General features: G+C 38.2%; 22 protein-coding genes. 8 read left to right on the top strand and 14 right to left on the bottom strand.

Translation table 11 applies throughout. The annotated features are described in order from the left end of the window. Positions 1 to 62: 62 nt before the first annotated feature. From NO346_RS08360 to NO346_RS08400, 9 genes are all read right to left on the bottom strand, one after another. Positions 63 to 1,952 (bottom strand): M48 family metalloprotease, encoded by a 1,890-nt coding sequence (locus NO346_RS08360; RefSeq protein WP_171066556.1) that lies wholly within the window; start codon positions 1,950 to 1,952, stop codon positions 63 to 65. A 103-nt stretch (positions 1,953 to 2,055) separates the two neighbouring features. Continuing rightward, complete coding sequence (gene purF, locus NO346_RS08365) at positions 2,056 to 3,594, bottom strand: amidophosphoribosyltransferase (RefSeq protein WP_087536879.1); 1,539 nt, start codon at positions 3,592 to 3,594, stop codon at positions 2,056 to 2,058. 40 nt (positions 3,595 to 3,634) lie between these two features. Beyond that, the gene (locus NO346_RS08370; protein WP_087536878.1) at positions 3,635 to 4,228 is read right to left on the bottom strand and encodes a CvpA family protein; all 594 of its coding nucleotides are present in this window, start codon (positions 4,226 to 4,228) and stop codon (positions 3,635 to 3,637) included. A 1-nt stretch (position 4,229) separates the two neighbouring features. Further along, a complete protein-coding gene (locus NO346_RS08375) occupies positions 4,230 to 5,237 on the bottom strand; it encodes a quinone-dependent dihydroorotate dehydrogenase (RefSeq protein ID WP_004661528.1) in 1,008 nt (335 codons plus the stop codon). Positions 5,238 to 5,635: 398 nt separating this feature from the next. Further along, the gene (gspM, locus tag NO346_RS08380; protein ID WP_256414881.1) at positions 5,636 to 6,115 is read right to left on the bottom strand and encodes a type II secretion system protein GspM; all 480 of its coding nucleotides are present in this window, start codon (positions 6,113 to 6,115) and stop codon (positions 5,636 to 5,638) included. Further along, a complete protein-coding gene (gene gspL, locus NO346_RS08385) occupies positions 6,115 to 7,254 on the bottom strand; it encodes a type II secretion system protein GspL (protein ID WP_256414882.1) in 1,140 nt (379 codons plus the stop codon). The genes gspM and gspL overlap by 1 nt, the downstream gene beginning before the upstream one ends. Before the next feature lie 38 nt (positions 7,255 to 7,292). Beyond that, positions 7,293 to 7,748: a histidine phosphatase family protein gene (locus NO346_RS08390; protein ID WP_087536875.1), complete on the bottom strand. Its 456-nt coding sequence runs from the start codon at positions 7,746 to 7,748 to the stop codon at positions 7,293 to 7,295. Positions 7,749 to 7,805: 57 nt separating this feature from the next. Next, complete coding sequence (locus NO346_RS08395) at positions 7,806 to 8,879, bottom strand: NAD(P)H-dependent glycerol-3-phosphate dehydrogenase (protein WP_256414883.1); 1,074 nt, start codon at positions 8,877 to 8,879, stop codon at positions 7,806 to 7,808. A gap of 47 nt (positions 8,880 to 8,926) precedes the next feature. Beyond that, a complete protein-coding gene (locus NO346_RS08400; RefSeq protein WP_256414884.1) occupies positions 8,927 to 9,505 on the bottom strand; it encodes a nitroreductase in 579 nt (192 codons plus the stop codon). A gap of 195 nt (positions 9,506 to 9,700) precedes the next feature. Between NO346_RS08400 and NO346_RS08405 the strand changes: the two genes are divergently transcribed. Next, positions 9,701 to 10,084, top strand: coding sequence for a hypothetical protein (locus NO346_RS08405; protein WP_249570043.1), 384 nt, complete (start codon positions 9,701 to 9,703; stop codon positions 10,082 to 10,084). Between the two features lie 46 nt (positions 10,085 to 10,130). Here NO346_RS08405 and NO346_RS08410 read toward each other — a convergent pair whose 3' ends face one another. Then, on the bottom strand, positions 10,131 to 10,373 hold the full coding sequence (locus tag NO346_RS08410; RefSeq protein WP_005160734.1) for a hypothetical protein: 243 nt from the start codon (positions 10,371 to 10,373) through the stop codon (positions 10,131 to 10,133). Between the two features lie 140 nt (positions 10,374 to 10,513). After that, positions 10,514 to 11,701, bottom strand: a complete 1,188-nt coding sequence (locus NO346_RS08415; protein ID WP_256414885.1) for a phosphoglycerate kinase — start codon at positions 11,699 to 11,701, stop codon at positions 10,514 to 10,516. Positions 11,702 to 11,840: 139 nt separating this feature from the next. On the opposite strand from NO346_RS08415, the gene NO346_RS08420 reads away from it, so the two are divergent. The 6 genes from NO346_RS08420 to NO346_RS08445 all read left to right on the top strand — a co-directional run bounded on the left by NO346_RS08420 (position 11,841) and on the right by NO346_RS08445 (position 15,695). Continuing rightward, complete coding sequence (locus tag NO346_RS08420; protein ID WP_256414886.1) at positions 11,841 to 12,224, top strand: DUF2237 family protein; 384 nt, start codon at positions 11,841 to 11,843, stop codon at positions 12,222 to 12,224. Further along, a complete protein-coding gene (locus NO346_RS08425) occupies positions 12,224 to 12,817 on the top strand; it encodes a nucleoside triphosphate pyrophosphatase (RefSeq protein ID WP_256414887.1) in 594 nt (197 codons plus the stop codon). The genes NO346_RS08420 and NO346_RS08425 overlap by 1 nt, the downstream gene beginning before the upstream one ends. Positions 12,818 to 13,048: 231 nt before the next feature. Beyond that, positions 13,049 to 13,843, top strand: a complete 795-nt coding sequence (locus NO346_RS08430) for a PP2C family serine/threonine-protein phosphatase (protein ID WP_087536870.1) — start codon at positions 13,049 to 13,051, stop codon at positions 13,841 to 13,843. Further along, the gene (locus NO346_RS08435) at positions 13,833 to 14,054 is read left to right on the top strand and encodes a DNA translocase FtsK (protein WP_004798885.1); all 222 of its coding nucleotides are present in this window, start codon (positions 13,833 to 13,835) and stop codon (positions 14,052 to 14,054) included. Before NO346_RS08430 ends, NO346_RS08435 begins: the two co-directional genes overlap by 11 nt. Continuing rightward, positions 14,038 to 14,451, top strand: a complete 414-nt coding sequence (locus tag NO346_RS08440) for a hypothetical protein (protein ID WP_256414888.1) — start codon at positions 14,038 to 14,040, stop codon at positions 14,449 to 14,451. Before NO346_RS08435 ends, NO346_RS08440 begins: the two co-directional genes overlap by 17 nt. Positions 14,452 to 14,468: 17 nt before the next feature. Then, positions 14,469 to 15,695 (top strand): PD-(D/E)XK nuclease family protein, encoded by a 1,227-nt coding sequence (locus tag NO346_RS08445; protein WP_004769246.1) that lies wholly within the window; start codon positions 14,469 to 14,471, stop codon positions 15,693 to 15,695. A gap of 43 nt (positions 15,696 to 15,738) precedes the next feature. Here NO346_RS08445 and NO346_RS08450 read toward each other — a convergent pair whose 3' ends face one another. The 3 genes from NO346_RS08450 to NO346_RS08460 form a co-directional block, all read right to left on the bottom strand. Continuing rightward, positions 15,739 to 16,992 carry a serine hydrolase gene (locus NO346_RS08450; RefSeq protein WP_256414889.1) on the bottom strand — a complete coding sequence of 418 codons (1,254 nt, stop codon included), beginning with the start codon at positions 16,990 to 16,992 and terminating at the stop codon, positions 15,739 to 15,741. Between the two features lie 82 nt (positions 16,993 to 17,074). After that, complete coding sequence (locus NO346_RS08455) at positions 17,075 to 17,929, bottom strand: MaoC/PaaZ C-terminal domain-containing protein (RefSeq protein ID WP_256414890.1); 855 nt, start codon at positions 17,927 to 17,929, stop codon at positions 17,075 to 17,077. Positions 17,930 to 17,996: 67 nt separating this feature from the next. After that, positions 17,997 to 19,388, bottom strand: coding sequence for a 3-oxoacyl-ACP reductase (locus NO346_RS08460; protein WP_087536867.1), 1,392 nt, complete (start codon positions 19,386 to 19,388; stop codon positions 17,997 to 17,999). A 223-nt stretch (positions 19,389 to 19,611) separates the two neighbouring features. Between NO346_RS08460 and NO346_RS08465 the strand changes: the two genes are divergently transcribed. Further along, positions 19,612 to 21,138, top strand: coding sequence for an acetyl-CoA C-acetyltransferase (locus tag NO346_RS08465; RefSeq protein ID WP_256414891.1), 1,527 nt, complete (start codon positions 19,612 to 19,614; stop codon positions 21,136 to 21,138). Positions 21,139 to 21,217 lie beyond the last annotated feature (79 nt).

The raw sequence follows: 21,217 nt of genomic DNA on the forward strand, positions 1-21,217 counted from the left end.
TTTATGTGATTGTCACGTAACGTTTTAAGCTTGATCTTTCTAGCTCTAATACGAGTTTATTATTAAATAATCATCAAACTATTTTTCTTTTGCATTTGTTCAACAACTTCACGTGTATCGAATCCTAAACGCCAATAAAGCAACTCTAAAACATCTAATTCATCTTGCGTGATGATACGATCGCTCCATAAACATCGCTCTGCAATTGCTAAAATATTGAGGCGATCACGTAATAATAAGCCTGAAACATCATTTAAAATTTCTGCCAAATCAAGTGGTTCATCAGAAATATCTGCATAAATCTGCATTTCTTCGGGTGCTAAAATCTGCTGAAGAATTCGCTCACGCACCTCAAGCTGATTTGGACTATTAATTTGTTGTACATGCAATAAAGCATCAATTAAATGCACAATTTGTGCTTTCACATCTTCAAATGATGTTGGTAAATGTGCAGGCATAAGATTAAGTTCACGCTTTACTCTCTCCAACAATAAAGCATCAAGCAGACCCACCTCACCGTCTTCTTGAATAATACAAGCCAATTTAGTCAAAAATTGACGAGCAATACTTGTCGGCATGTGTCCAATATTCTTACAGGCATCATGGAAGATTTGAACATGAATACGACCATCTAAATTCAATAAAGAATCTACGATTGCATGACTTACAGCGGCTTCTTGAGGAATGAATTCACGATATTGACGAATCATCAAAATCGCAACCATCACTTCCCTTGAACCTGTCGCCGTTTGCATCGCTCTTTGTATCAATTCTGGGCGCTTTTTATTCTTCCGCATTTCAGAATTTAAAGGCTTAATTGCATCATTTAAGGCAAAACTGATCGGTGATAAACGTAATAAAGGTAAAGGCTGTGGAGAACTCCAAGGTAATGTCATATCTGTCATTTCTTCTTCCAAAGAACGAAACAGACTAAACAAAGGACGATTACGTAGCTTTTTTAAATTTTCTAATTGCAAATCCTGTAGCAAAGTAGGATTTAGTTCATAAATTCGATCTTTGATACTTGGATGAATATTCATCCAACTTTGCGGACTAAGAGAATTTGCGAAACACATATGTGAAATCGATTCTGAATACGCACTATGAATTTGCGACCCTGAATGGTGGACATAGATACGTAACAAGGTTTGAATATTGGCATTATTATTCATCAAACGCATAGTTTTCAGGTCATTACGAAAGGTTCGCCCACTTAAGGTCAAATATTTAATTAAACGCGTTATTAAGATGCCTAAACTACCAATCAGCCAAATCACTCCACCAATCGCAACAAAAATAGTTTCGAATTTGTTTCGATAAGACGTTGCATAAGGATTGTAGCCTGCTTGAGCTAATTTACTCCCCCATTGACTAAAGGTGGTTAAACCACTGTATAAAATTTTTAATTTGGTATTTTCGACTGCTTCGCCTGATAAAATCTGGTTGAATTCATAACTTAATAAGCCATATAGCTCTAGCTCATCCAAATTTTGTAGAGCACCCCACGTTAAAATAATTACGATGTCTTGAGATCTGAAGCCTGCGGTTAAAGCATTCACACCAACTTCATCTGGGAGTACATAAACAGCGGGGGTATCAATCGCAAAACTTTGAGCAACTTGCTCCACGACTTTTAATGCTGTGCTTTCTTCGGGCGTACTCTCATCAAAAACAAGGCGTCTTGCTTTAAGTTGTTTTGCAAGTGAATGGCCGCCTTCACGTAAGACATACAGTTCAGCACCAACCGACCAAACCATAACGAAGAATAAAAGAAAGATGAAATATGGACTAAGAACATGCCACCAAATGGCTTGAGTGTAGTCAAAGAAATGAACGACCAACCCCAAAATCAAATTGAGAATAAAAACTGTCGACAACATAGCGAGCAAGCAAAAACTTACCGACCATGCAATATTTTTATTTTCAATTAAATAATGGCTCATTTCTTTCAATGTAAATTTTCCTGATTACATTGTTGATCTTAGAGGCTTCGAAACCTTAAGTATCATAAAATAAAAAAGCGGGAATTTCCCGCTTTTCTATAGATTTAAATGATTACTCTTCTTTAATACCTGTTAAATCAACAGAAGAAGCATCGATATTTACATCAATATAACCATCTGCTTTCTTTTTTGCTGAATCATTACGTTTCTGCTCGAGATTAATCAGATAGTCATTATCAATCCCACCAGCCACATAGATCCCGTCAAATACTGAACATTCGAATTCTCTTAAATTAGGTACTTTGCTAGTCCGCACTGCGTTCTTTAAATCTTCCAAATCTTGGAAAACTAAACGATCTGCACCAATAATCTCACGAATTTCTTCAACTGTACGATCTGAAGCAATTAATTCAGATTTTGCTGGCATATCGATACCATACACGTTTGGATATTTCACCATAGGTGCAGCCGAAGCAAAGAATACTTTCTTCGCGCCAGAATCACGTGCCATTTGAATAATCTCATTACACGTTGTACCACGTACAATCGAGTCATCCACTAACAGTACATTTTTATCTTTAAATTCAAGCTCAACTGGGTTTAGCTTTTGACGAACTGATTTTTTGCGCTGCTGTTGACCTGGCATAATGAAGGTACGTCCGATGTAACGGTTTTTCATAAAACCTTCACGGAATTTCACGCCCAAAATATTAGCCAATTCTAATGCTGAAGTACGGCTAGTATCTGGAATTGGAATGACCACATCAATATCGTGCTCTTTACCCCATTCCTTCAAAATTTTATAAGCCAGCTTTTCACCCATTTTTAAACGAGCTTTATAAACTGAGATGCCATCAATTGTTGCATCTGGGCGAGCAAAGTACACATATTCAAAAATACATGGACGATATTCAGGATTTACTGCACATTGTTTGGTAAACAATTCACCATTTGAATTAATGAAAATTGCCTCACCTGGTGCAATATCACGCTCAACTTTAAAACCTAGCGCTGTAATCGCAACAGATTCAGAGGCAATGATATATTCAGTGCCTTGCTCAGTTTCACGAGAACCATAAACCAAAGGACGAATCCCGTTTGGATCACGAAAACCAACAAGCCCATGACCTGTGATCATCGCAACAACCCCATAAGCACCTTTACAACGCTCATGAACACGAGATACGGTGTGGAAGATATTTTCTGGCGTTGGGTTGAGTGTACCGATCTTCTGTAACTCATGTGCAAACACGTTGAGTAAAACTTCAGAATCAGAATCAGTATTCATGTGACGTAAATCTGTTTTAAACAGATCATCATGAATTTCTGCGGCGTTGGTCAAGTTACCATTGTGTGCAAGGGTAATACCATATGGAGAGTTTACATAAAACGGCTGTGCTTCAGCACTACTTGATGAACCTGCTGTTGGATAACGAACATGTCCTATCCCATAGTTACCAAGCAAAGCACGCATGTGACGGGTATGGAATACATCACGCACCATACCATTATCTTTGCGGAGGAATAAACGCCCTTGATGGCAAGTTACAATCCCTGCTGCATCTTGTCCTCGATGTTGTAACATCGTCAAGGCATCAAATAACATTTGGTTTACTGGCGATTTACCGGCAATCCCAACAACTCCACACATAGCAACCTCTCGACAAGCTAGGAACGGGGTTTAACCCCAATTAATAAAAAGGATTTTTCGTTGAATGATCAGAACGTTGATCTACTGAAGCGCGTTCTGACTCCTCCATTTCAGTCGAAGGGCGATGTAATAACGCACCTTCAGATGTCATTTGATGTATCGCTTCATTTGCAGCATCTTTTGATATTTCAGTCGCTAATGGCGCGTATGGCAATAAGATCTGTACAAATTTTGATTGTTTCCAATGTGGTGAACTATTCACCCAAGGACCGACACCCTGCATCGCAATCAAGACAATTAATAAACCTTTTAGTGAACCAAATGCACCGCCTGCTAGACGATTTAATGGGCCCAATTTTAAACTTTTCAAGAGCCCATTCAGGAATGCGGTAATCACCCACGTGCAAATCACGATGACTAATACAATAAAAGCAAAAGCAGCAATTTTTTGCACAACTGGGTCTTGGCTTAGACTGCTCATCGCAGGTGCCCAAATGACTGCATATTTAGCCCCAATGACCAATGCGAATATCCACCCGATCAAGTTCGCAAAGGCTTTAATAAATCCTTGACGCAAACCGTTCAGCCCTCCAATGAGCAAGATGATCAGGATGATGATATCAAGTGTGTTCATGTCACACAGTCATCGCGTTAACACAATCTTTTACTAGTGTTGGGCCTGTATAAATAAGGCCACTGTATACTTGAACGAGACTCGCGCCCGCCTCTTGTTTTGCTACGGCCTGCTCACCTGAAACAATTCCCCCGACACCAATTAAAGGAATTTTTCCATCTAAAACATCGGCGAACTGACGTAAACATTCGGTGCTTTTTTCAAAAACGGGTGCGCCCGACAAACCACCTGCCTCATTACCATTTGGCAAATTTTCAACGCCTTCTCGCCCTAATGTTGTATTGGTAACAATTAAGCCATCAATCTTAAATTTCAATAATTGTTTAGCGATAAATGTAATATCTTCAGGCGTTAAATCTGGCGCTACTTTGAGTACTAAAGGAACATAATGATTATTTTCTTTAGCAAGTTCTAGTTGACGTTGTTTCAAAGTTTGTAATAGCTCTGTAAGTGCATCGCCACTTTGTAAACTACGTAAATTCTTTGTATTCGGTGAGGAAATATTAACTGTAATATATGATGCGTAATTATAAACTTTTTCTAAACAAATCAAATAATCAGAAACCGCATCTTCAACGGCAGTATCTGCATTTTTACCAATGTTAATTCCTAAAACGCCTTTAAACTTAGCAGCTTTAACATTTTCAATCAGTTGATCAACACCGTCATTATTGAATCCCATGCGATTGATGATTGCTTTCGCTTCTGGAATACGAAATAAACGTGGTTGAGGATTACCTGCTTGTGGACGTGGTGTAATGGTACCAATTTCAATAAAACCGAAACCCAAAGCAGCTAGAGCATCAATGTGCGCACCATTTTTATCTAAACCAGCAGCAAGACCAACAGGGTTTGGAAACTCGATACCCATACAGCTCACTGGTTTATGTGCAGTTTTCTGATGCATCAATCCAAATTTATGCGCTGTATCGAGCATAGAAAGTGTGAGTTCATGTGCACGCTCTGGTGCCAAAGTAAACAACAAAGGGCGAGCCAATGAATATAACATACCAATCACAGTCTACTGATTTTTCAAGTAGCCGTATTATAGGCATAGGCTCAACAAAACACCATGCTTGACATAGGCTTATTTTGTAGAGTCTTTGCTTTAGTGCTTCTTGATTAAACAATTTTCTGGTTTTATTCAGATTTTTAATCTTAGTCTCTGTTTGGGATTTTGCAGAACTTTGGCATTCACAACCTAGTGCATTGGAATGTTTGACATTATTGCGGATTACAGAAGAAGCACTTACCAACGTCATCAAACATAGCTACGCCAAAAAAGTCATTGTTCGTTTGTATTTTTCTGATCTTAAAAAAATTATTTTAGAGTTAGAGTCATTCAGAGTTAATCATACTCATCATGATGAGTCTATAACTATAAAGGAGCTTCAAGCTCCTTTATAGTTATTGCACGGTCGCAGTTAACTTGATTTGATTGTTATTTGAGACCAAGTCCATTTTCTGGATACTTAAGCCCATTTGAGAAAGTTGCATTAAGAAGTTTGCAAGAACAGCATAATTTTGATGTTCAGCGACAATTTGAATTTGCTCACCATTCTGCTGTGAAGAAACTGATAAGCCTTGTTGTTGTGCCGTACGTTGAATTTTATCTGCTGCTGATAGCTCCAGATCATTTGCAGGTTTCATTGTTGCTGCATTACTTTGCATCCAAACCATTAAATCTTTTAATTCATTTAAACGTTTTTGCTGTTGCTCGGCCAAAGCATGCATTTTCCATAATGCAAAACCAATAATCACAACAACTAAAAAAACTGTTGTGAAAATTACCATCACGCGTTCACGTACAGATAAGCTCTGTAAATATTGATTTAAGGTTTCAATTTTTTGATCGAAACTATTTTGTAGACTTGTTAATGCTTTCATTATTTTACTTTTACCACCCCAATCGCACCAATCGAATCTGCTTGAACATTACCCAATTCAGCTTGGAAACCTTGTTGGTTTAATTGTTGAGTTAATCCTTGTAAGTCATCTGCAGATTTAGCTTTTAATGACATTGCTAAAGTCGAAGCATCATAATTAACTTGCTGAGCAATGATCTGTTTCTGCATTAAAATCGGTCCTACTCGACTCAACAACGAAAGTGCTTGTGTATCACCCAGCTGACTCATTCGTAATTGACTTTCGAACTGACTTTTAATGTTTTGCTCAGTAACGCGACTATTTTCACCAAACCAGAATTTATATTGATCTATCGCCTGCGCCGATGTCTGATCAGCCACTTTTTTTAATTTAGACCAACGTAAAGCGTCATAACCCAATTGAACAAAAATGACGGCAACCAAAACCAATGCTGAAGCTTTCCAATAACCTGACCACTGAACTTCTGCATTCTTGGATTTTGGCAAAACATTAAATGGATGCTGTTTTGCCTTTGCCAAGGGCTGAAATTGGTAACTAAATTCAGTGTATTGATCTTGGGTTGAAGCAGCCATAACTGTTGCTAATTCAGTTGAACTAAGATTTGCCAGCTTATAATTCGTTTCAGGTGTTTGAAACTCAAGGAATAATCCCAAGTCATCCACTGAATTACCAGACCATTCCGATTCTCTTACCAATAAGTGATCATAGAGGTTTGCAATCACCACTTGGTTTTCTTCTGGCGTTGGCAAAATTAAAAAATCAGGTAAGAACACTGCAATTTGAATTGGCAAAAGACTAAGCGCATGTTGCCATGTCTCAACTGTGGAATGAGCCACGCCCATCACACTAAGCTGATCATTTTGAAAATGATGAACCACCTTCATTTGATCGATTGGCAAAGTCACATATTCTTCTAATAAGTATTTAAGCCCTTCTTGCCCTAACTGCTTGTAGTGCATTTTTGTCATAGGCTGTTGCAAGATTTGCGCATTACGGCTTGGAAAATAGACCACTGCCTCTTTTCCATTATGCACTTGTAAGTCCTGAATCAACTGCTCAAGACTATTTGCCTGTAACCAATTTTCCCCTGCCGACCAATACCATGTTCCATTGGTTTCGGGCATCCATATATACAGCATCGGTGTTCAGTACCCTTATCCTATCGCGGATATATAAATTATAGTGTTGGTATAAAACGATTCTTTTGTGTTGATAAACCATTAGCAATCACAGCTTGATCATAAATACGTGCTTCTGCTAATGCAAACGGATTAAAATTCTCATGGGTCAATTGCTCTGCAATATGTGCCACAACATTCATATGACAGACCACAGCAATAGATTCATAGGGTAATTTAGATAACCATTCAATTGCATCTTTAGCATCATCATCAGGTTTAATTTTATCGCAAATTAAAACAGGAATGCCGTAAAAATGAGCTTTGATGTGTGCCAAAGTTTCTTGGGCACGTAATAGCGGACTAACAATAAAAATTTCAGGCTGAATGACATCTTTTAAAAAATGTCCTGTTTGCTCAGCTTGTTGATGCCCACGCACTGTTAATGGGCGTTGCGTATCATTACCGTTGATTGCTGGAGATGCTTCACCGTGACGTACTAAAGTTAACTGCATATAACGACCTTATTATTTATACCTATATATTAACAATGATTGATGACAGTTTTCTGATTAAACTTCATGATGTGGTAAAACAAATTCTACATCACTACGATGACCATTTTTCATCAATGATAAAGCGATCGTCATTGGTGGCGCGTTTTCAAAAATAACTTCATATAAAGCATTGGTAATCGGCATATAAACATCCAGTTCTTGTGCTTTAGCACGTACTTGGACAATGGTATTAATCCCTTCGGCTGTTTGACCTAACTCTTTGGTTGCTTGATCAAGTATTTTGCCTGAACCGAGTGCAAAACCAATTTGATAGTTGCGACTTAATGGACTATTACAAGTTGCGAATAAATCACCTACACCAGAAAGCCCTAAGAAAGTCAAAGGATTCGCACCCTGCTTGACTGCAAAACGGCTCATCTCAGCCAAAGCACGGGTCAAAATCATACTCTTGGTATTTTCACCAATGTTATAAGCTGCGCCCATTCCCATGGCAACTGCATAGATATTTTTTAATGCACCACCAAGTTCCACACCGTGTACATCATCACTACCAAACACACGGAATAATGCGCTATGTAATGCATGTTGTACCGCATAGCGAACCAATTCCGATTCACTTGCAATCACGGTTCCTGATGGCATACCTGCCATAATTTCTTTTGCTAGATTTGGACCTGATAAAACACCATAAGGGACTTCTGGTAATTCTGCGCGAATAATTTCACTCATAAAACTAAAGGTTTTTGCTTCAATGCCTTTGGTTAATGAAACTACTGCTTGGGCTGTAATAAACGGCGCAATCTGTTTTAAAACATCACGAAATGAGTGACTAGGAATTGCGACCAAAATAATATCTCGATCTCTTACTGCTAATTCTAAATCAGCAACAGCACGCAAAGCTGGCTCTAATGGATAATCAGGTAAATAACGTTTATTAATATGTGTTTGATTAATTTCTTCTGCTACAGCCGCATCTCGAATCCAAATCATGGTATCGCAACCATTGCGTACAGCTAAATTTGCCATTGCTGTACCAAAACTTCCACCACCTAATACAGTAATTCTTAATGCTGTTTTTTGATCTACTGCCACAGGCTCAACTAAATCACTAAATTTTAACTCTGTCATTTTTTTTCCTGAAACCAATTTCTTTCTTTAATCATTCATCAATAAGATTAAACTTGTTGCCATATTTTTAAAAAATCTTGACTCTCTATTTCTGCACGAGGTGCAATCGTTTTAGCAGCTGTTCCAATATAAATAATACCAGAAATCAAATCTTGCTCTTTTAAGCCCAACTGTTGTTTAAGCCAATTGGATTCTACAATTGCACCAGAACGCCACATACTCGCAAAACCTTGTGCTTGCAAAGACAATAAAAAGTTCTGAATGGCTGCACCCGTACTTAAAATTTGTTCAAAATGCGGGACTTTCGGATGATCCTGAATTGTCGTAAGTGCTAAAACCAAAAGTGGCGCGCGAAATGGATGATGCTTCACTCTTTCTAATTGTGCAGGGTCATTTTCGCCCATATCAGCTAAAGCATTTGCTAAAAACTCACCAAAAGCCGCTCGTTGCTCAGGTGTTACAACCACAAAACGTGTTGGTTTTAAACGATGATGATCGGGTGCAGTTAATGCTGCTTGTACCGCTTTTTCGAGTTGTTTTGTATTCGGTGCTGGCTCAATTAATTGCCCAATAGATTGACGTTGATGAATATTTTGATGAATTGTCTCTATATTTGAGTCCGTCATTGACATGAATCTAACTAACACAAGGATTTGTTTAGATTAGCATAATCCAACTGATTTCTACCACGTTTAATCCTTGCTTAATCATCAATTTGAGAAATTTAACAGAGTGCTACTACAAACTGTACATAACCTGCAAAAGCAATTAAAAATAATATGTTCAAATAATCCAATGAGGTAACTACTTGAGAACAAGCAATGAAAAAAACGTTAATCATGAGTTTATTAGGTGGCTTGATACTCGGGCTCACCGCCTGTGCATCAACACCGACCAACACCTTAGCGATCCAAAAAGAAAATAATCAATATGAAGTGACGGGAATTGGTAAAACCAATTTGATCGCTAAAAATAATGCCATTAGTGCCGCTCAAAAAACTTGCACCCGAAATACATCACCAGTCGTGGTTGATGAGAAAACTGCATATCAAGGCGTTTTAAAAGGTGTAGTCGATGAACAAACAGGCAAATTGGTGGAAGCTGCTGCGGGTGTACTTGGAACGATTACAGGTAAAAATGCTTCATTAGCCAAAGATGATGACTATCAAACAACGCTTACTTTCTATTGCAAAGCAAATTCATAAATATAAAAAAGCCGATATTAATATCGGCTTTTTTATTACATTCAGCTTAGTGAGCTTCGCTCGCAGCCTCTTCTGAAGCTGGGCTTACTGCTTCAGCATTTTTCTTATCTTGTAATTCTGGTTTATCAATTGCGTTGATCGCAGCTTGTTGCTCTGGAGTAGTCGGTGCTGATACTTCTGAAGCTACTGGTTCTTGCTGTTCAACATTTTTTGCTTCTTCTTTCTTTCCACATGCAGTTAACATGATTGGAGCAATAATTAAAGCGGCAAGGGTTAATTTCATTTTCATCACGGCTTTCCACAGTTACTTGGTTAAGTTGATGACGATTATATTGCAAATATATGACATTTTAATGACACAATAAAAAGAGCCGATTGATATCGACTCTTTTTTTAATCACTTGTTATATAACGGAAGCTAAACCTTACTTAAGCACGCTCAAGTAACACAGCCACCGCAGGTAATGTTTTGCCTTCTACAAATTCTAAGAATGCACCACCACCCGTTGAGATATAACCGATTTGATCAGCTACTTCATATTTATCAATAGCTGCTAATGTATCACCACCGCCTGCAATTGAAAAACCAGCAGATTCAGCAATTGCCAATGAAAGTGTCTTAGTCCCTTCACCAAATTGATCAACTTCAAATACGCCTACTGGACCATTCCAAAGAATCGTTTTTGATGTTTTTAAGATTTCTGCAAAAGCTTGTGCAGTTTCAGGACCAACATCTAAAATCATGTCAGTATCTGCAACATTTTCTACTTTCTTAACAACTGCTTGAACATTTGCCAAAGAACCTAAGAAGTCACTGAAGTCGATTTGAGTTGCATCAGCAACAACGACATCAGTTGGTAATGGAACACTTACTTTTGCAGCAATTTGTTTTGCAGTGTCAATTAAATCAGCTTCATAGAGAGATTTACCAACATTGAAACCAGCAGCAGCAAGGAATGTATTAGCAATACCACCACCCACAATCAACTGATCACAAATGCTAGAAAGTGAATTTAATACATCAAGTTTTGTTGATACTTTAGAACCCGCAACAATTGCTACCATTGGTTTTTCAGGTGTTTGCATTGCTCGACCTAGCGCATCTAATTCAGCAGCTAATAACGGACCAGCAGCAGCAACTTTAGCAAAACGTGCTACGCCTTCTGTTGACGCTTCTGCACGGTGAGCAGTACCAAATGCATCCATAACGAATACATCACAAAGTGCTGCATATTTTTGTGCAAGCTCTTCTTTATTTTTCTTTTCGCCATGATTGAAACGTACATTTTCAAGTAATACCACTTGACCCGCTTCAACCTCAACGCCATCTAAATAATCAGTAAATAATTTAACATCCTGACCCAAGGCAGTGCTTAAATAAGCTGCAACTGGTGCAAGTGATTGCTCTGGCTTTGGCTCACCCTCTACAGGACGACCAAGATGAGAAAATACCATTACCGCAGCGCCTTTATCTAACGCAGCTTTGATTGTTGGTAATGCAGCACGTAAACGTGCATCGCTGGTAATTTCCCCATTTTTTACAGGAACGTTTAAGTCTTCACGAATAAGAACACGTTTACCTGCTAAATCAAGGTCAGTCATGCGCTGAAAATTCATGGATGGCTCTCTAGTTGATTTTAAAAACGGCACAATTTTAAATGATTCTCTAAAATAAAGGTGAGTTTTTTTGCAGAAAAGCTGTCTAAAATTTCACTTTTGATTATCATAATCATCGTCATTAAATCTTTGTATTCTTATGTCTATTCATCCTGATCCAAAAATTAATCGTTTAAATGTTCTTGGCGAACCTTTATCTAGTTGTTGCTTTGACCCAATCACGGGCTATTTCCGTAATGGTTTTTGCCATACAGCGGTCACGGACTTAGGTCAGCACACCATGTGCGCGCAAATGACGTCAGATTTTTTAAATTTTTCACAAAAAGTTGGGAATGATTTAATTACACCTTTACCAGAAGTGGGTTTCCCTGGATTAAAACCAGGTGATTTTTGGTGTATTTGTGTCACACGTTGGGTTGAAGCATACGAAGCAGGTCATGCTCCACCGATTAAGTTGAATGCATGCCATAACGCGGTTTTGCATTATGTACCACTGAATATTCTCGTGGAATATGCGATCTAATGAATCAGTTTGAATTGATTTTGGCATCGAGCAGCCAAACTCGTAAAGACTTGATGGATCGTTTACGATTGGACTATCGTTGTATTTCATCTGATATTGATGAATCTGCAATGGGTGAATTACATGCCGATGATTTGGCTAAACGTCTGGCTTATGAGAAGGCACGTGTCATTGCTGAACAGAATCCCAATGCGATTGTCATTGGTTCTGATCAAGTCGCTTGGCGTGAACACGCACCATATGACTTCATTGGTAAGCCTTTAAATGTTGAAAATGCTATTCAACAATTACAAGAAAACTCAGGGAAAATCGTGTTTTTTAGCACCGCTCTCAGTGTTCAGCACTTGCAATCTGGCTTTGAAACAACACTGGTTGAGCATTACCAAGTGAAATTTCGCCAATTGACGCTTGCTGAAATTGAGCGTTATATCGAGATTGATCAACCGTTACATTGCGCAGGCAGTTTTAAGTGTGAAAGCTTAGGGATTAGCTTATTTGAGAAAATGGTGGGTGATGATCAAACTACGTTGATGGGCTTACCGATGATTCGGCTTTGTAAAATTTTACGCCAGTTTGGGATAAATGTTCCTTGATCTCTATTATTAGCTCTTTGGTTGCCAAATTTAATATTTTTATACTTCTAAAGAAAAAACCAACTTTACGCTTTTAAGAGTCCGTTCACGGTGCAATTTTCTCTTATTTGATTATACTATCGTAACAAAATATTTATTTTATAAATTAACCACTTAAAACTAAAAATATGATTGACCACTTCATATTTCGATTGCTATAACTTACTCACTTTCTCCTCATCAGGACTCACCGTGACTGATCTCTATTATGAAATGCAGGCTTTAACATGGCGAGCAAAACCACCCATTCAACAAGATGCAATCTTGATTGGAAATAAAGTAATTCAGCATGATGGCTTGATCAGCAAATGCTATCTTTATCAAAAAGATGATGATTGGTGTGCTGCTGTTTCAGATGGTGTCAGCAGTAGTCCGAAAGCGGAACAGGCATCAAAATGCGTTTTAAACAGTGTTTTACAACAAACCCAAACTCAGCAACGGATTCATTTAAAACAAGTTCAAGATGATTTAAGCCAGTATTTAGCAGGCAACTCAAAGACTTATGCTTCTAGTGCCACTTTGGCAGTCGTTACACCCTCTAGCCCATTTGGATTTGTCAATATTCAGCATTTAGGTGATAGTCGAGTCTACTTATTTAGCAGCCATAATCAATACTGGTATGCCCTGACCCAAGACCATAATTTCATTACAGAAATGCAGCAAAATGGTGAAGCAGAAATTAAAGCAAATGAACAATATGCCAGTTTCTATTACATGCTGAATCATTGTTTTTGTGCAGATTCTTTACATGAAGTTCCCGAATTTTCTCCCAAAGAAGAATATTTGGTTGTAGGAGATGCTCTCTTGATTTGTAGCGATGGTGTGCATGATGTGTTGGAATGCAATCACTGGAAGCCTTTAATGCCTGAAACTCCATTAAAAACATGGTTATTAAATATGAAAACTGCCCTCCATCAAAACCATGCTTTTGATAATGTCAGTATGATTTTGATTCGTTTAACACAGGAAAATCAATATGCAAAATAATGAGGATTTATTACAACAGGCAATTTTATTTGTTCAAGAAGTCGAACACATTTCTGTTTCAAGCTTACAAAGAAAATTTTTAATCGGTTATCAACAGGCGAATAAGTTACTCGAGTGTTTGATTGAAAATAAAATTTGTGCAGTAGATTTTACACCTCATTATGGTCATTTAGTTTACAAGCAAGGAGTTTCTGATGCCAAGAATACTTAAAAATATAGATCAAATTGCGCTTGAGAAACAACGTGATGTTTTATATTTGCTTTTTCATAAGAACTATAACGACATTTTCCACAATGAAGATCTTTCACTTAAATTTCACTATGAAACCTGTATTGCTCGTCAACAATTGATTGAATGGTTAGAAAAACATGAAATTGATTTTTCCGAATGTTTTGGCTGGTCATCTCGAAGTGGAATTATGTCAATGCCTTATCTGGGTGAGATTTACCTTGATGTACCCTTTGATGAAGCTAACCCAAAATATCAACTGTTATATAACCACCTAGAAAATTCTGATGGCAGTATGAAAATAGAAGGCGTTACTTGGTATTACTGCCCATTGAGTGAGGCTTTAGAAAATCATGCCCAGAACTTAAATGATGATTAATAAGTAAAGGAAATTAAATGAATCTCAATATATCTAAACTACTTAATCAAGTTTCCTATGAATTAAAAGCGCTTGAACTAGCACGACAAAAATATAAAAAACAGCTTGCCCCAAATTTTTCAATATTTAATTATATTTATACAGATGAAATGATGCTAAGTAGAATCATTGCTGATTTATTAAACCCAAGTGGTGATCATGCACAGGGGCATCTATTTCTATCCCTATTTCTTCATCAATTGGATTTACCTGATGATTGGAGAAATATTAATTTAGATCATGCAGACATCACTGTACAAACAGAGAAGACTATCAGAAATGGTCGAAGAATGGATATTTATATCCATATTAAAATCGCTCAGCAAAGCTATGGTATCTGTATTGAAAATAAACCATTTGCTGCGGATGGTGATCAACAATTACAAGATTATGCTAATGAAATGAGCTTTCTTTTTCCTCAAAATTGGCATCTTGTCTATTTATCTGGGTATGGTAATGAACCAGCAGAACATAGTGTCAAACCTGAAATCTTAAAATCATGGTTAGACCAGAAAAATTTCAGCCATATTACTTTCCCTGACTTAATTAGCTGGCTAAAACAAGCTTTAACTGAATGTCAAAATGACAAAGTGATTTATTTTATAAAAGAGTTTAAACATTATATTGAAAAGGAATTTTTATCAATGAATGATATTTCAGAACAAAATCATATTTTAAACATAATCTTGCAAGATCCTCAGCATATTCAAGCTACATTTGAGTTATTAGGAGTCAAAGATCAATTACAAGACTCTTTGATTCATAAACTTGAACAACAACTACAGAGTGCTGTCCACCAGAAAGGCTGGTATATTACTGACCATATTTCTCGTGATCACTGGACTGGATTAAATATTTTTTACACACAAAAACATAAGCTATGTTTTAGAATAGAATTTAATCATTATAACTATCGGGGATTTTTTATAGGAATTGCTAAACGAGAGGAAAATCTAGCTGCCCCTGAACTATTCCATCAAATTCATTCAACCATATCAGAACTATTCCCTCATGAAAAAGTTAAACAAAGTGAATGGTGGGCGACATATATTGATCAAAAAGATATATGGGATTGGCAGACACATACCCATGTTTGGTCAATGATTGAATCAGGCGAATTATGTCAACGTATCACGCAATATGCAGAACTTATTTACCAAGCACTGAATCAGAAAAATTTATTAGATGAATTCAATCTTAGTTAAAAAATTTCCCCCATTCACCGTTTTATTGAATGGGGGAATTTTGTTAAAACCAGCCTTTCCGCCCATTTAAGATTGCATCGGCACAGCGGAGCGTCTCTTGGCTCAAGCCCCATAAACGATAATCGCCTGTTGCAGAAGTGGTACTAAAATTATGCGTATAAGCGAAACTGAGTTCACGATCAGGATCACACCATGCACCTGAACCATTAAAGCCCATATGTCCAAAACCATGTGGCGCACGTTTACCCATTGTTAAAATACGGTGATAACCTAAACGCCAATGCATTGGAATTGGCATCACTCGATCACGTGCTTTAGATTGTACGGTGCTTAACTGCTTAAATACTTCTGGACGAATCAATTGTTGACCTTTCCACTGCCCTTGATTGGCAAGCATTGCATAAACTTTGGCAAGACTATCTGCAGTAAACACACCATTTGCCGCAGGAATCACAGCTTGTAAACCAGCATCACTATAGAAGCTAAAATTACGCATGCATTTTGGAATCATCGCATCTTGGAAATCTTGAGGGCTTTGTCCTGAAAGTTCTAAGAACTTTTCTGATAATGAGGCTTTGCGTGGTGAATCAGTTTTTTTAACTTGTGGCTTTGGTGCAGATGGTTTTTTAGGTTTTTCAAGTAAGCGTGCAACTCGCTGTAATTCAGAGTTTGGTGTACCAAAATATGCGCCATCCAACTCAAGTGGTTGCACCAGATAACGCTGCATTAACCAACTTAAAGGCTGTTTCACTGCTTTTTCAATGACCCCACCCACGAGCCAACCATAAGTCAGCGGTTGATAAGCAAAACTTTGTCCTGCTGCAAAACGTGGCGTAGCAGCCGCCATTAGCTCTAACATATGCGACCAATCCAACATTTCCGTTGCTGTATCAATCAAATTGCGAATATCAAACAAACCACTTTGATGGGACAACACATGACGCAATGTTATATTGGCTTTGCCATTTTGGGAAAACTCAGGCCAATAATGTGCAATAGGCTGATCATAATCCAGTAAGCCTTCACTTACTAAAATATGTGCAAGCGTTGCTAAAATTCCTTTACCTGTCGAATAGCACATCGACAAAGTATCTGCTTGCCAATCTTGATCTTGAGATTTTTTACCAGTAAAAATATCAACAACTTTATGACCTTGGAAATATACCACCAATGCCGCGCCACCTTGATGGCTTCGTGCATCTTGAAAACGGCTGAATTGGGTTGCTAGGTCAATAAAACGATGATCAACCTTGCCATGATAGTTATGCGTATCGGCAAATAAAATCTCTTTAATCAATGCACATATCCTTATGATATTTATATTTTTTAGAATAACCCTCTTGCGAACAAAAGGGCTGACTCAACCATACGATTCAGTATTAAAGTGCTTTCACTGTTCCCGCAACATGCGGCTTTTTAGATTTAACGTTACGAATCAAGAAGTCAGTTTGTTTTGATTCAGCAGCTGTTAAAAACTCAACAGTTGATGGTAAATACATCGGCAATTTAAACCAAACATCTGCTTCATAAGCAGCGGGTAATTCAACACTCGCCAAAGCTTTTGCCTTACTCCACATGCCATGTGCAATCGCTTGTTTAAAACCAAATGCTTTGGCTGTGACTGCATGAATATGAATCAAGTTAAAATCACCTGAAATCAATGCGTAGCGGCGACCCGTATTCTCAGAAATATTCCATTCTGCTTTTGGCTGATATGCAGGCTCTTTAGATTCTTTCGATTTTTCAGAAGCTTTTTTCTCAGTTTTTTGACGAGATAAATAAGTCGTTAAACTTTCCATCACTACTTCACCACCCACTTTGGCAGTTGTAATGAAATCAAATTGTAAGCCTTTATCATGTGGCTGAAGTTCGCCAAATTTACATGACAACGTAATTTGCTCATTTACAGCGATTTTACGTGTTTGCTTGATTTGGTTACGAATATGTACCAATCCTAAAATCGCAAATGGAAATGCTTCACTTGTCATCATGTGCATTTGCAGACTTTGCGACAGTACAGCTAGATAAATTGCTGGTACAAAACCATCATTTTTAAAACCACAAATTTCGTTATAGCTTTCTAAATGTTTCGTATCAATTTTAAGCGTATCAACCACGTATTCAACTTGTGGTAATACTTTTTCGCCTTTTGGCTTTTTAAAAATTAAACCTTGAATAACTTTTGGATAAGCTAAGTAAGGCTTTGGTAATTGACTAAAATGACGTGTATTCATAATGAACCTTTCTATATTTTTATAAAAAAGGGATGCACAAGCACCCCCTCTTCAAAACTTTTAACGCTTAAGCGCCCAACAAGCTTTGACCGCATACGCGAACAACATTGCCTGTCACACCTGTTGAACCAGTAGAAGCATACCAAGCAATTGCTTCAGCAACATCTACAGGTAAACCACCTTGGTTCATTGAGTTCATACGGCGACCAGCTTCACGAATCGCAAATGGAATCGCAGCAGTCATTTGAGTTTCAATGAAGCCTGGTGCAACCGCGTTGATCGTAATACCATTCTTCAATGTTGGTGCAGTAAATTTAACCAAACCAATTACGCCTGCTTTAGACACTGCATAGTTGGTTTGACCCAAGTTACCCGCGATACCGCTGATTGATGATACACAAACGATACGACCATTTGCATTTAAACCATCATTAGAAAGTAAGTAATCGTTAACACGTTCAATTGCAGACAAGTTAATGTTGATGACTAGATCCCAAAGCTCTGGCTTCATGTTTGCCAAAGTTTTGTCACGAGTAATACCTGCATTGTGAACGATGACATCCAAACCGCCTTGTTTAGCCGCAGCAGTTTTAATTTTCTCGCCAGCGTCAGCAGCAGTAATATCGATTGCCAATACTGAACCACCAATTGAACCCGCAACACGCTCAAGATCAGCTTGTTGTTGAGGAACATCTAAGCAAATCACATGTGCGCCATCACGTGCCAATACTTGTGCAATTGCTTCACCGATACCACGGCTTGCACCTGTTACGAGTGCGGTTTTACCCGCAAGTGGCTTAGCCCAATCTAATTTCACTGTTTCTGCTTTAGAAATACGGATCACTTGACCAGATACATAAGCAGAACGTGGTGAAATTAAGAAACGTAAAGTAGACTCTAAGTTTGCTTCAGCACCTTGATCTACATAAACCACTTGAGCAGTGATACCCTTTTTGAATTCTTTACCAACAGACTTCACAAAACCTTCAAGCGCACGTTGAGCAATCGCTTGTTTTACGGTTTTAGCTGTTTCAGGAGTTGTACCAATTACAATTACACGACCAGAACTTGAGATTTGACGTGCGATTGGATTAAAGAAGTTATACAACGCTTTTAACTGTTCAGAATCTTGAATACCTGAAGCATCAAATACGACTGCTTTAAACTTAGATTCTTTATCATCTGCATTTAAAGGGCGAAGGTTTAAACCTACTTTTGCAGCAGTTTGTTGTAATTCAACATTATTGCCTACGTAGCTATCTGCATGGATATTGCTAAGAACTTGAGCAATAGCAGCAGAAATTGTGCTTGAAGGTGCTGCGCCAAGCAATACGGCACCATTTACAACAGGTTGGGCACTTTCAAAACGATCTAAGCTAACTGGTGATGGTAAACCTAAATTTTTTACAACAAATTTACCCAAAGGTGATTGTGTAAATGCTTGGTATTGATCGGTCATGATTATTATCTCTCATACAAATGAATTTTTACAAACATCTAAACCATGTCAGCAAAATAACATGAAACCAATGTTTGATTGACTCACAATAAATCATACTTGACTTCATGTCTGGATGTCTTGACCTGAATGTGGTCTAAAGCGTCATTCTAGTCAATACAGCAGTACTGGAAATATGCTATGGTTATAGTAAGAATATCGCAATTATGCTTGGAAAAGCCTTATGAGCAAAACAACTCAAGAAAATCCAGCAGTCGAGAATTCTGCTCAAGAGACTGTGTCAAATACATCAAAAGCAACTTCTACTCCAAGTAAAAGTGCTGACGCAACTCCTAAAGCAGCAAGTACGACAACTAAAACGACTCGTCCTCGTTCTACCAGTCGTAGTACAAAAAGCACTGCTTCTTCTACATCTACAAAAGCAGCAACAGCTAAAACAACCAAACCTTCTGTTCAACAGGATAAAAGCATGAGCCAAAACACTGTTCGCCGTGTTGCCATTATTGGCGGTAACCGTATTCCATTCGCTCGTTCAAACGGCGCATATTTCACTGCCTCAAACATGGATATGTTCACCGCAGCATTAAACGGCTTAGTTGAGCGTTTCAACCTACAAGGCCAACGTTTAGGTGAAGTGGTTGCAGGTGCGGTATTAAAACACAGCCGTGACTTCAACATGACTCGTGAGTGTGTTTTAAATACTCAGCTTGCACCAGAAACTCCAGCTTATGACATTCAACAGGCATGTGGTACTGGCTTACAGGCAGCTTTCCTTGTTGCAAACAAAATTGCTTTGGGTCAAATCGAAGTGGGTATTGCAGGTGGTGTTGATACCACATCTGATGCACCGATTGCATTGGGTGACGGTTTACGTAAAGCTTTGCTTGAGCTGAACATCGCTAAAACAGGTAAAGACCGCCTGAAAGCATTGAAAAAAATCAATGTTAAAGATTTGATGGATGCACCGAAAAATGGTGAGCCACGTACAGGTCTTTCAATGGGTGACCATCAGGCAATTACTGCTCTTGAGTGGGGCATTAGCCGTGAAGATCAAGATGCTTTAGCAGCTTCTTCTCACCAAAAAATGGCAAAAGCATACGAAGAAGGTTTCTTCGATGACTTAATCACACCGTTCTTAGGTTTAAGCCGTGACAACAACTTACGTGCTGACTCAACTGCTGAGAAATTAGCAAAATTAAAACCAGTATTTGGTAAAGGCGAAGCTGCAACAATGACAGCGGGTAACTCTACTCCACTTACTGACGGTGCTTCATGCGTACTTTTAGCTTCTGAAGAATGGGCTAAAGCAAATGGTCATGAAGTTCTTGCTTACCTAACTTTCACTGAAACTGCTGCGGTTGATTTCGTGGGTAAGAAAGAAGGCTTATTGATGGCTCCTGCTTATGCAGTTCCACGTATGCTTGAGCGTGCTGGCCTTAAACTTCAAGACTTCGACTACTACGAAATCCATGAAGCATTTGCATCACAAGTACTTTCTACTTTGAAAGCTTGGGAAGATGAGAAGTTCTGTAAAGAGCGCTTAGGCTTAGATGCACCTTTAGGTTCAATTGATCGTAGCAAATTAAACGTTAAAGGTTCTTCTTTAGCTGCGGGTCACCCATTCGCTGCAACTGGTGGTCGTATCATCGCGACTGCTGCGAAAATCTTAAACCAAAAAGGTTCAGGTCGTATCTTAGTTTCGATCTGTGCTGCTGGCGGTCAAGGTGTAACAGCAATTATTGAAAAATAATCGTTAGCTTACATACTAAAAAGCTGAATCAAATGATTCAGCTTTTTTATTTAGATATTAAAACTCATAAAAATATTTA

It is taken from the genome of Acinetobacter sp. 5862 (genome assembly GCF_024494585.1).
Lineage (GTDB): Bacteria > Pseudomonadota > Gammaproteobacteria > Pseudomonadales > Moraxellaceae > Acinetobacter.

Coding starts and splice junctions, on each gene's coding strand:
- purF (WP_087536879.1), bottom strand. CDS start 3,594: ATGTGTGGAGTTGTTGGGATTGCCGGTAAATCGCCAGTAAACCAAATG.
- NO346_RS08420 (WP_256414886.1), top strand. CDS start 11,841: ATGTCTATTCATCCTGATCCAAAAATTAATCGTTTAAATGTTCTTGGC.
- NO346_RS08390 (WP_087536875.1), bottom strand. CDS start 7,748: ATGCAGTTAACTTTAGTACGTCACGGTGAAGCATCTCCAGCAATCAAC.
- NO346_RS08400 (WP_256414884.1), bottom strand. CDS start 9,505: ATGACGGACTCAAATATAGAGACAATTCATCAAAATATTCATCAACGT.
- gspL (WP_256414882.1), bottom strand. CDS start 7,254: ATGCTGTATATATGGATGCCCGAAACCAATGGAACATGGTATTGGTCG.
- gspM (WP_256414881.1), bottom strand. CDS start 6,115: ATGAAAGCATTAACAAGTCTACAAAATAGTTTCGATCAAAAAATTGAA.
- NO346_RS08460 (WP_087536867.1), bottom strand. CDS start 19,388: ATGACCGATCAATACCAAGCATTTACACAATCACCTTTGGGTAAATTT.
- NO346_RS08415 (WP_256414885.1), bottom strand. CDS start 11,701: ATGAATTTTCAGCGCATGACTGACCTTGATTTAGCAGGTAAACGTGTT.
- NO346_RS08455 (WP_256414890.1), bottom strand. CDS start 17,929: ATGAATACACGTCATTTTAGTCAATTACCAAAGCCTTACTTAGCTTAT.
- NO346_RS08375 (WP_004661528.1), bottom strand. CDS start 5,237: ATGTTATATTCATTGGCTCGCCCTTTGTTGTTTACTTTGGCACCAGAG.
- NO346_RS08410 (WP_005160734.1), bottom strand. CDS start 10,373: ATGAAAATGAAATTAACCCTTGCCGCTTTAATTATTGCTCCAATCATG.
- NO346_RS08440 (WP_256414888.1), top strand. CDS start 14,038: ATGCCAAGAATACTTAAAAATATAGATCAAATTGCGCTTGAGAAACAA.
- NO346_RS08395 (WP_256414883.1), bottom strand. CDS start 8,879: ATGACAGAGTTAAAATTTAGTGATTTAGTTGAGCCTGTGGCAGTAGAT.
- NO346_RS08425 (WP_256414887.1), top strand. CDS start 12,224: ATGAATCAGTTTGAATTGATTTTGGCATCGAGCAGCCAAACTCGTAAA.
- NO346_RS08405 (WP_249570043.1), top strand. CDS start 9,701: ATGAAAAAAACGTTAATCATGAGTTTATTAGGTGGCTTGATACTCGGG.
- NO346_RS08370 (WP_087536878.1), bottom strand. CDS start 4,228: ATGAACACACTTGATATCATCATCCTGATCATCTTGCTCATTGGAGGG.
- NO346_RS08445 (WP_004769246.1), top strand. CDS start 14,469: ATGAATCTCAATATATCTAAACTACTTAATCAAGTTTCCTATGAATTA.
- NO346_RS08465 (WP_256414891.1), top strand. CDS start 19,612: ATGAGCAAAACAACTCAAGAAAATCCAGCAGTCGAGAATTCTGCTCAA.
- NO346_RS08435 (WP_004798885.1), top strand. CDS start 13,833: ATGCAAAATAATGAGGATTTATTACAACAGGCAATTTTATTTGTTCAA.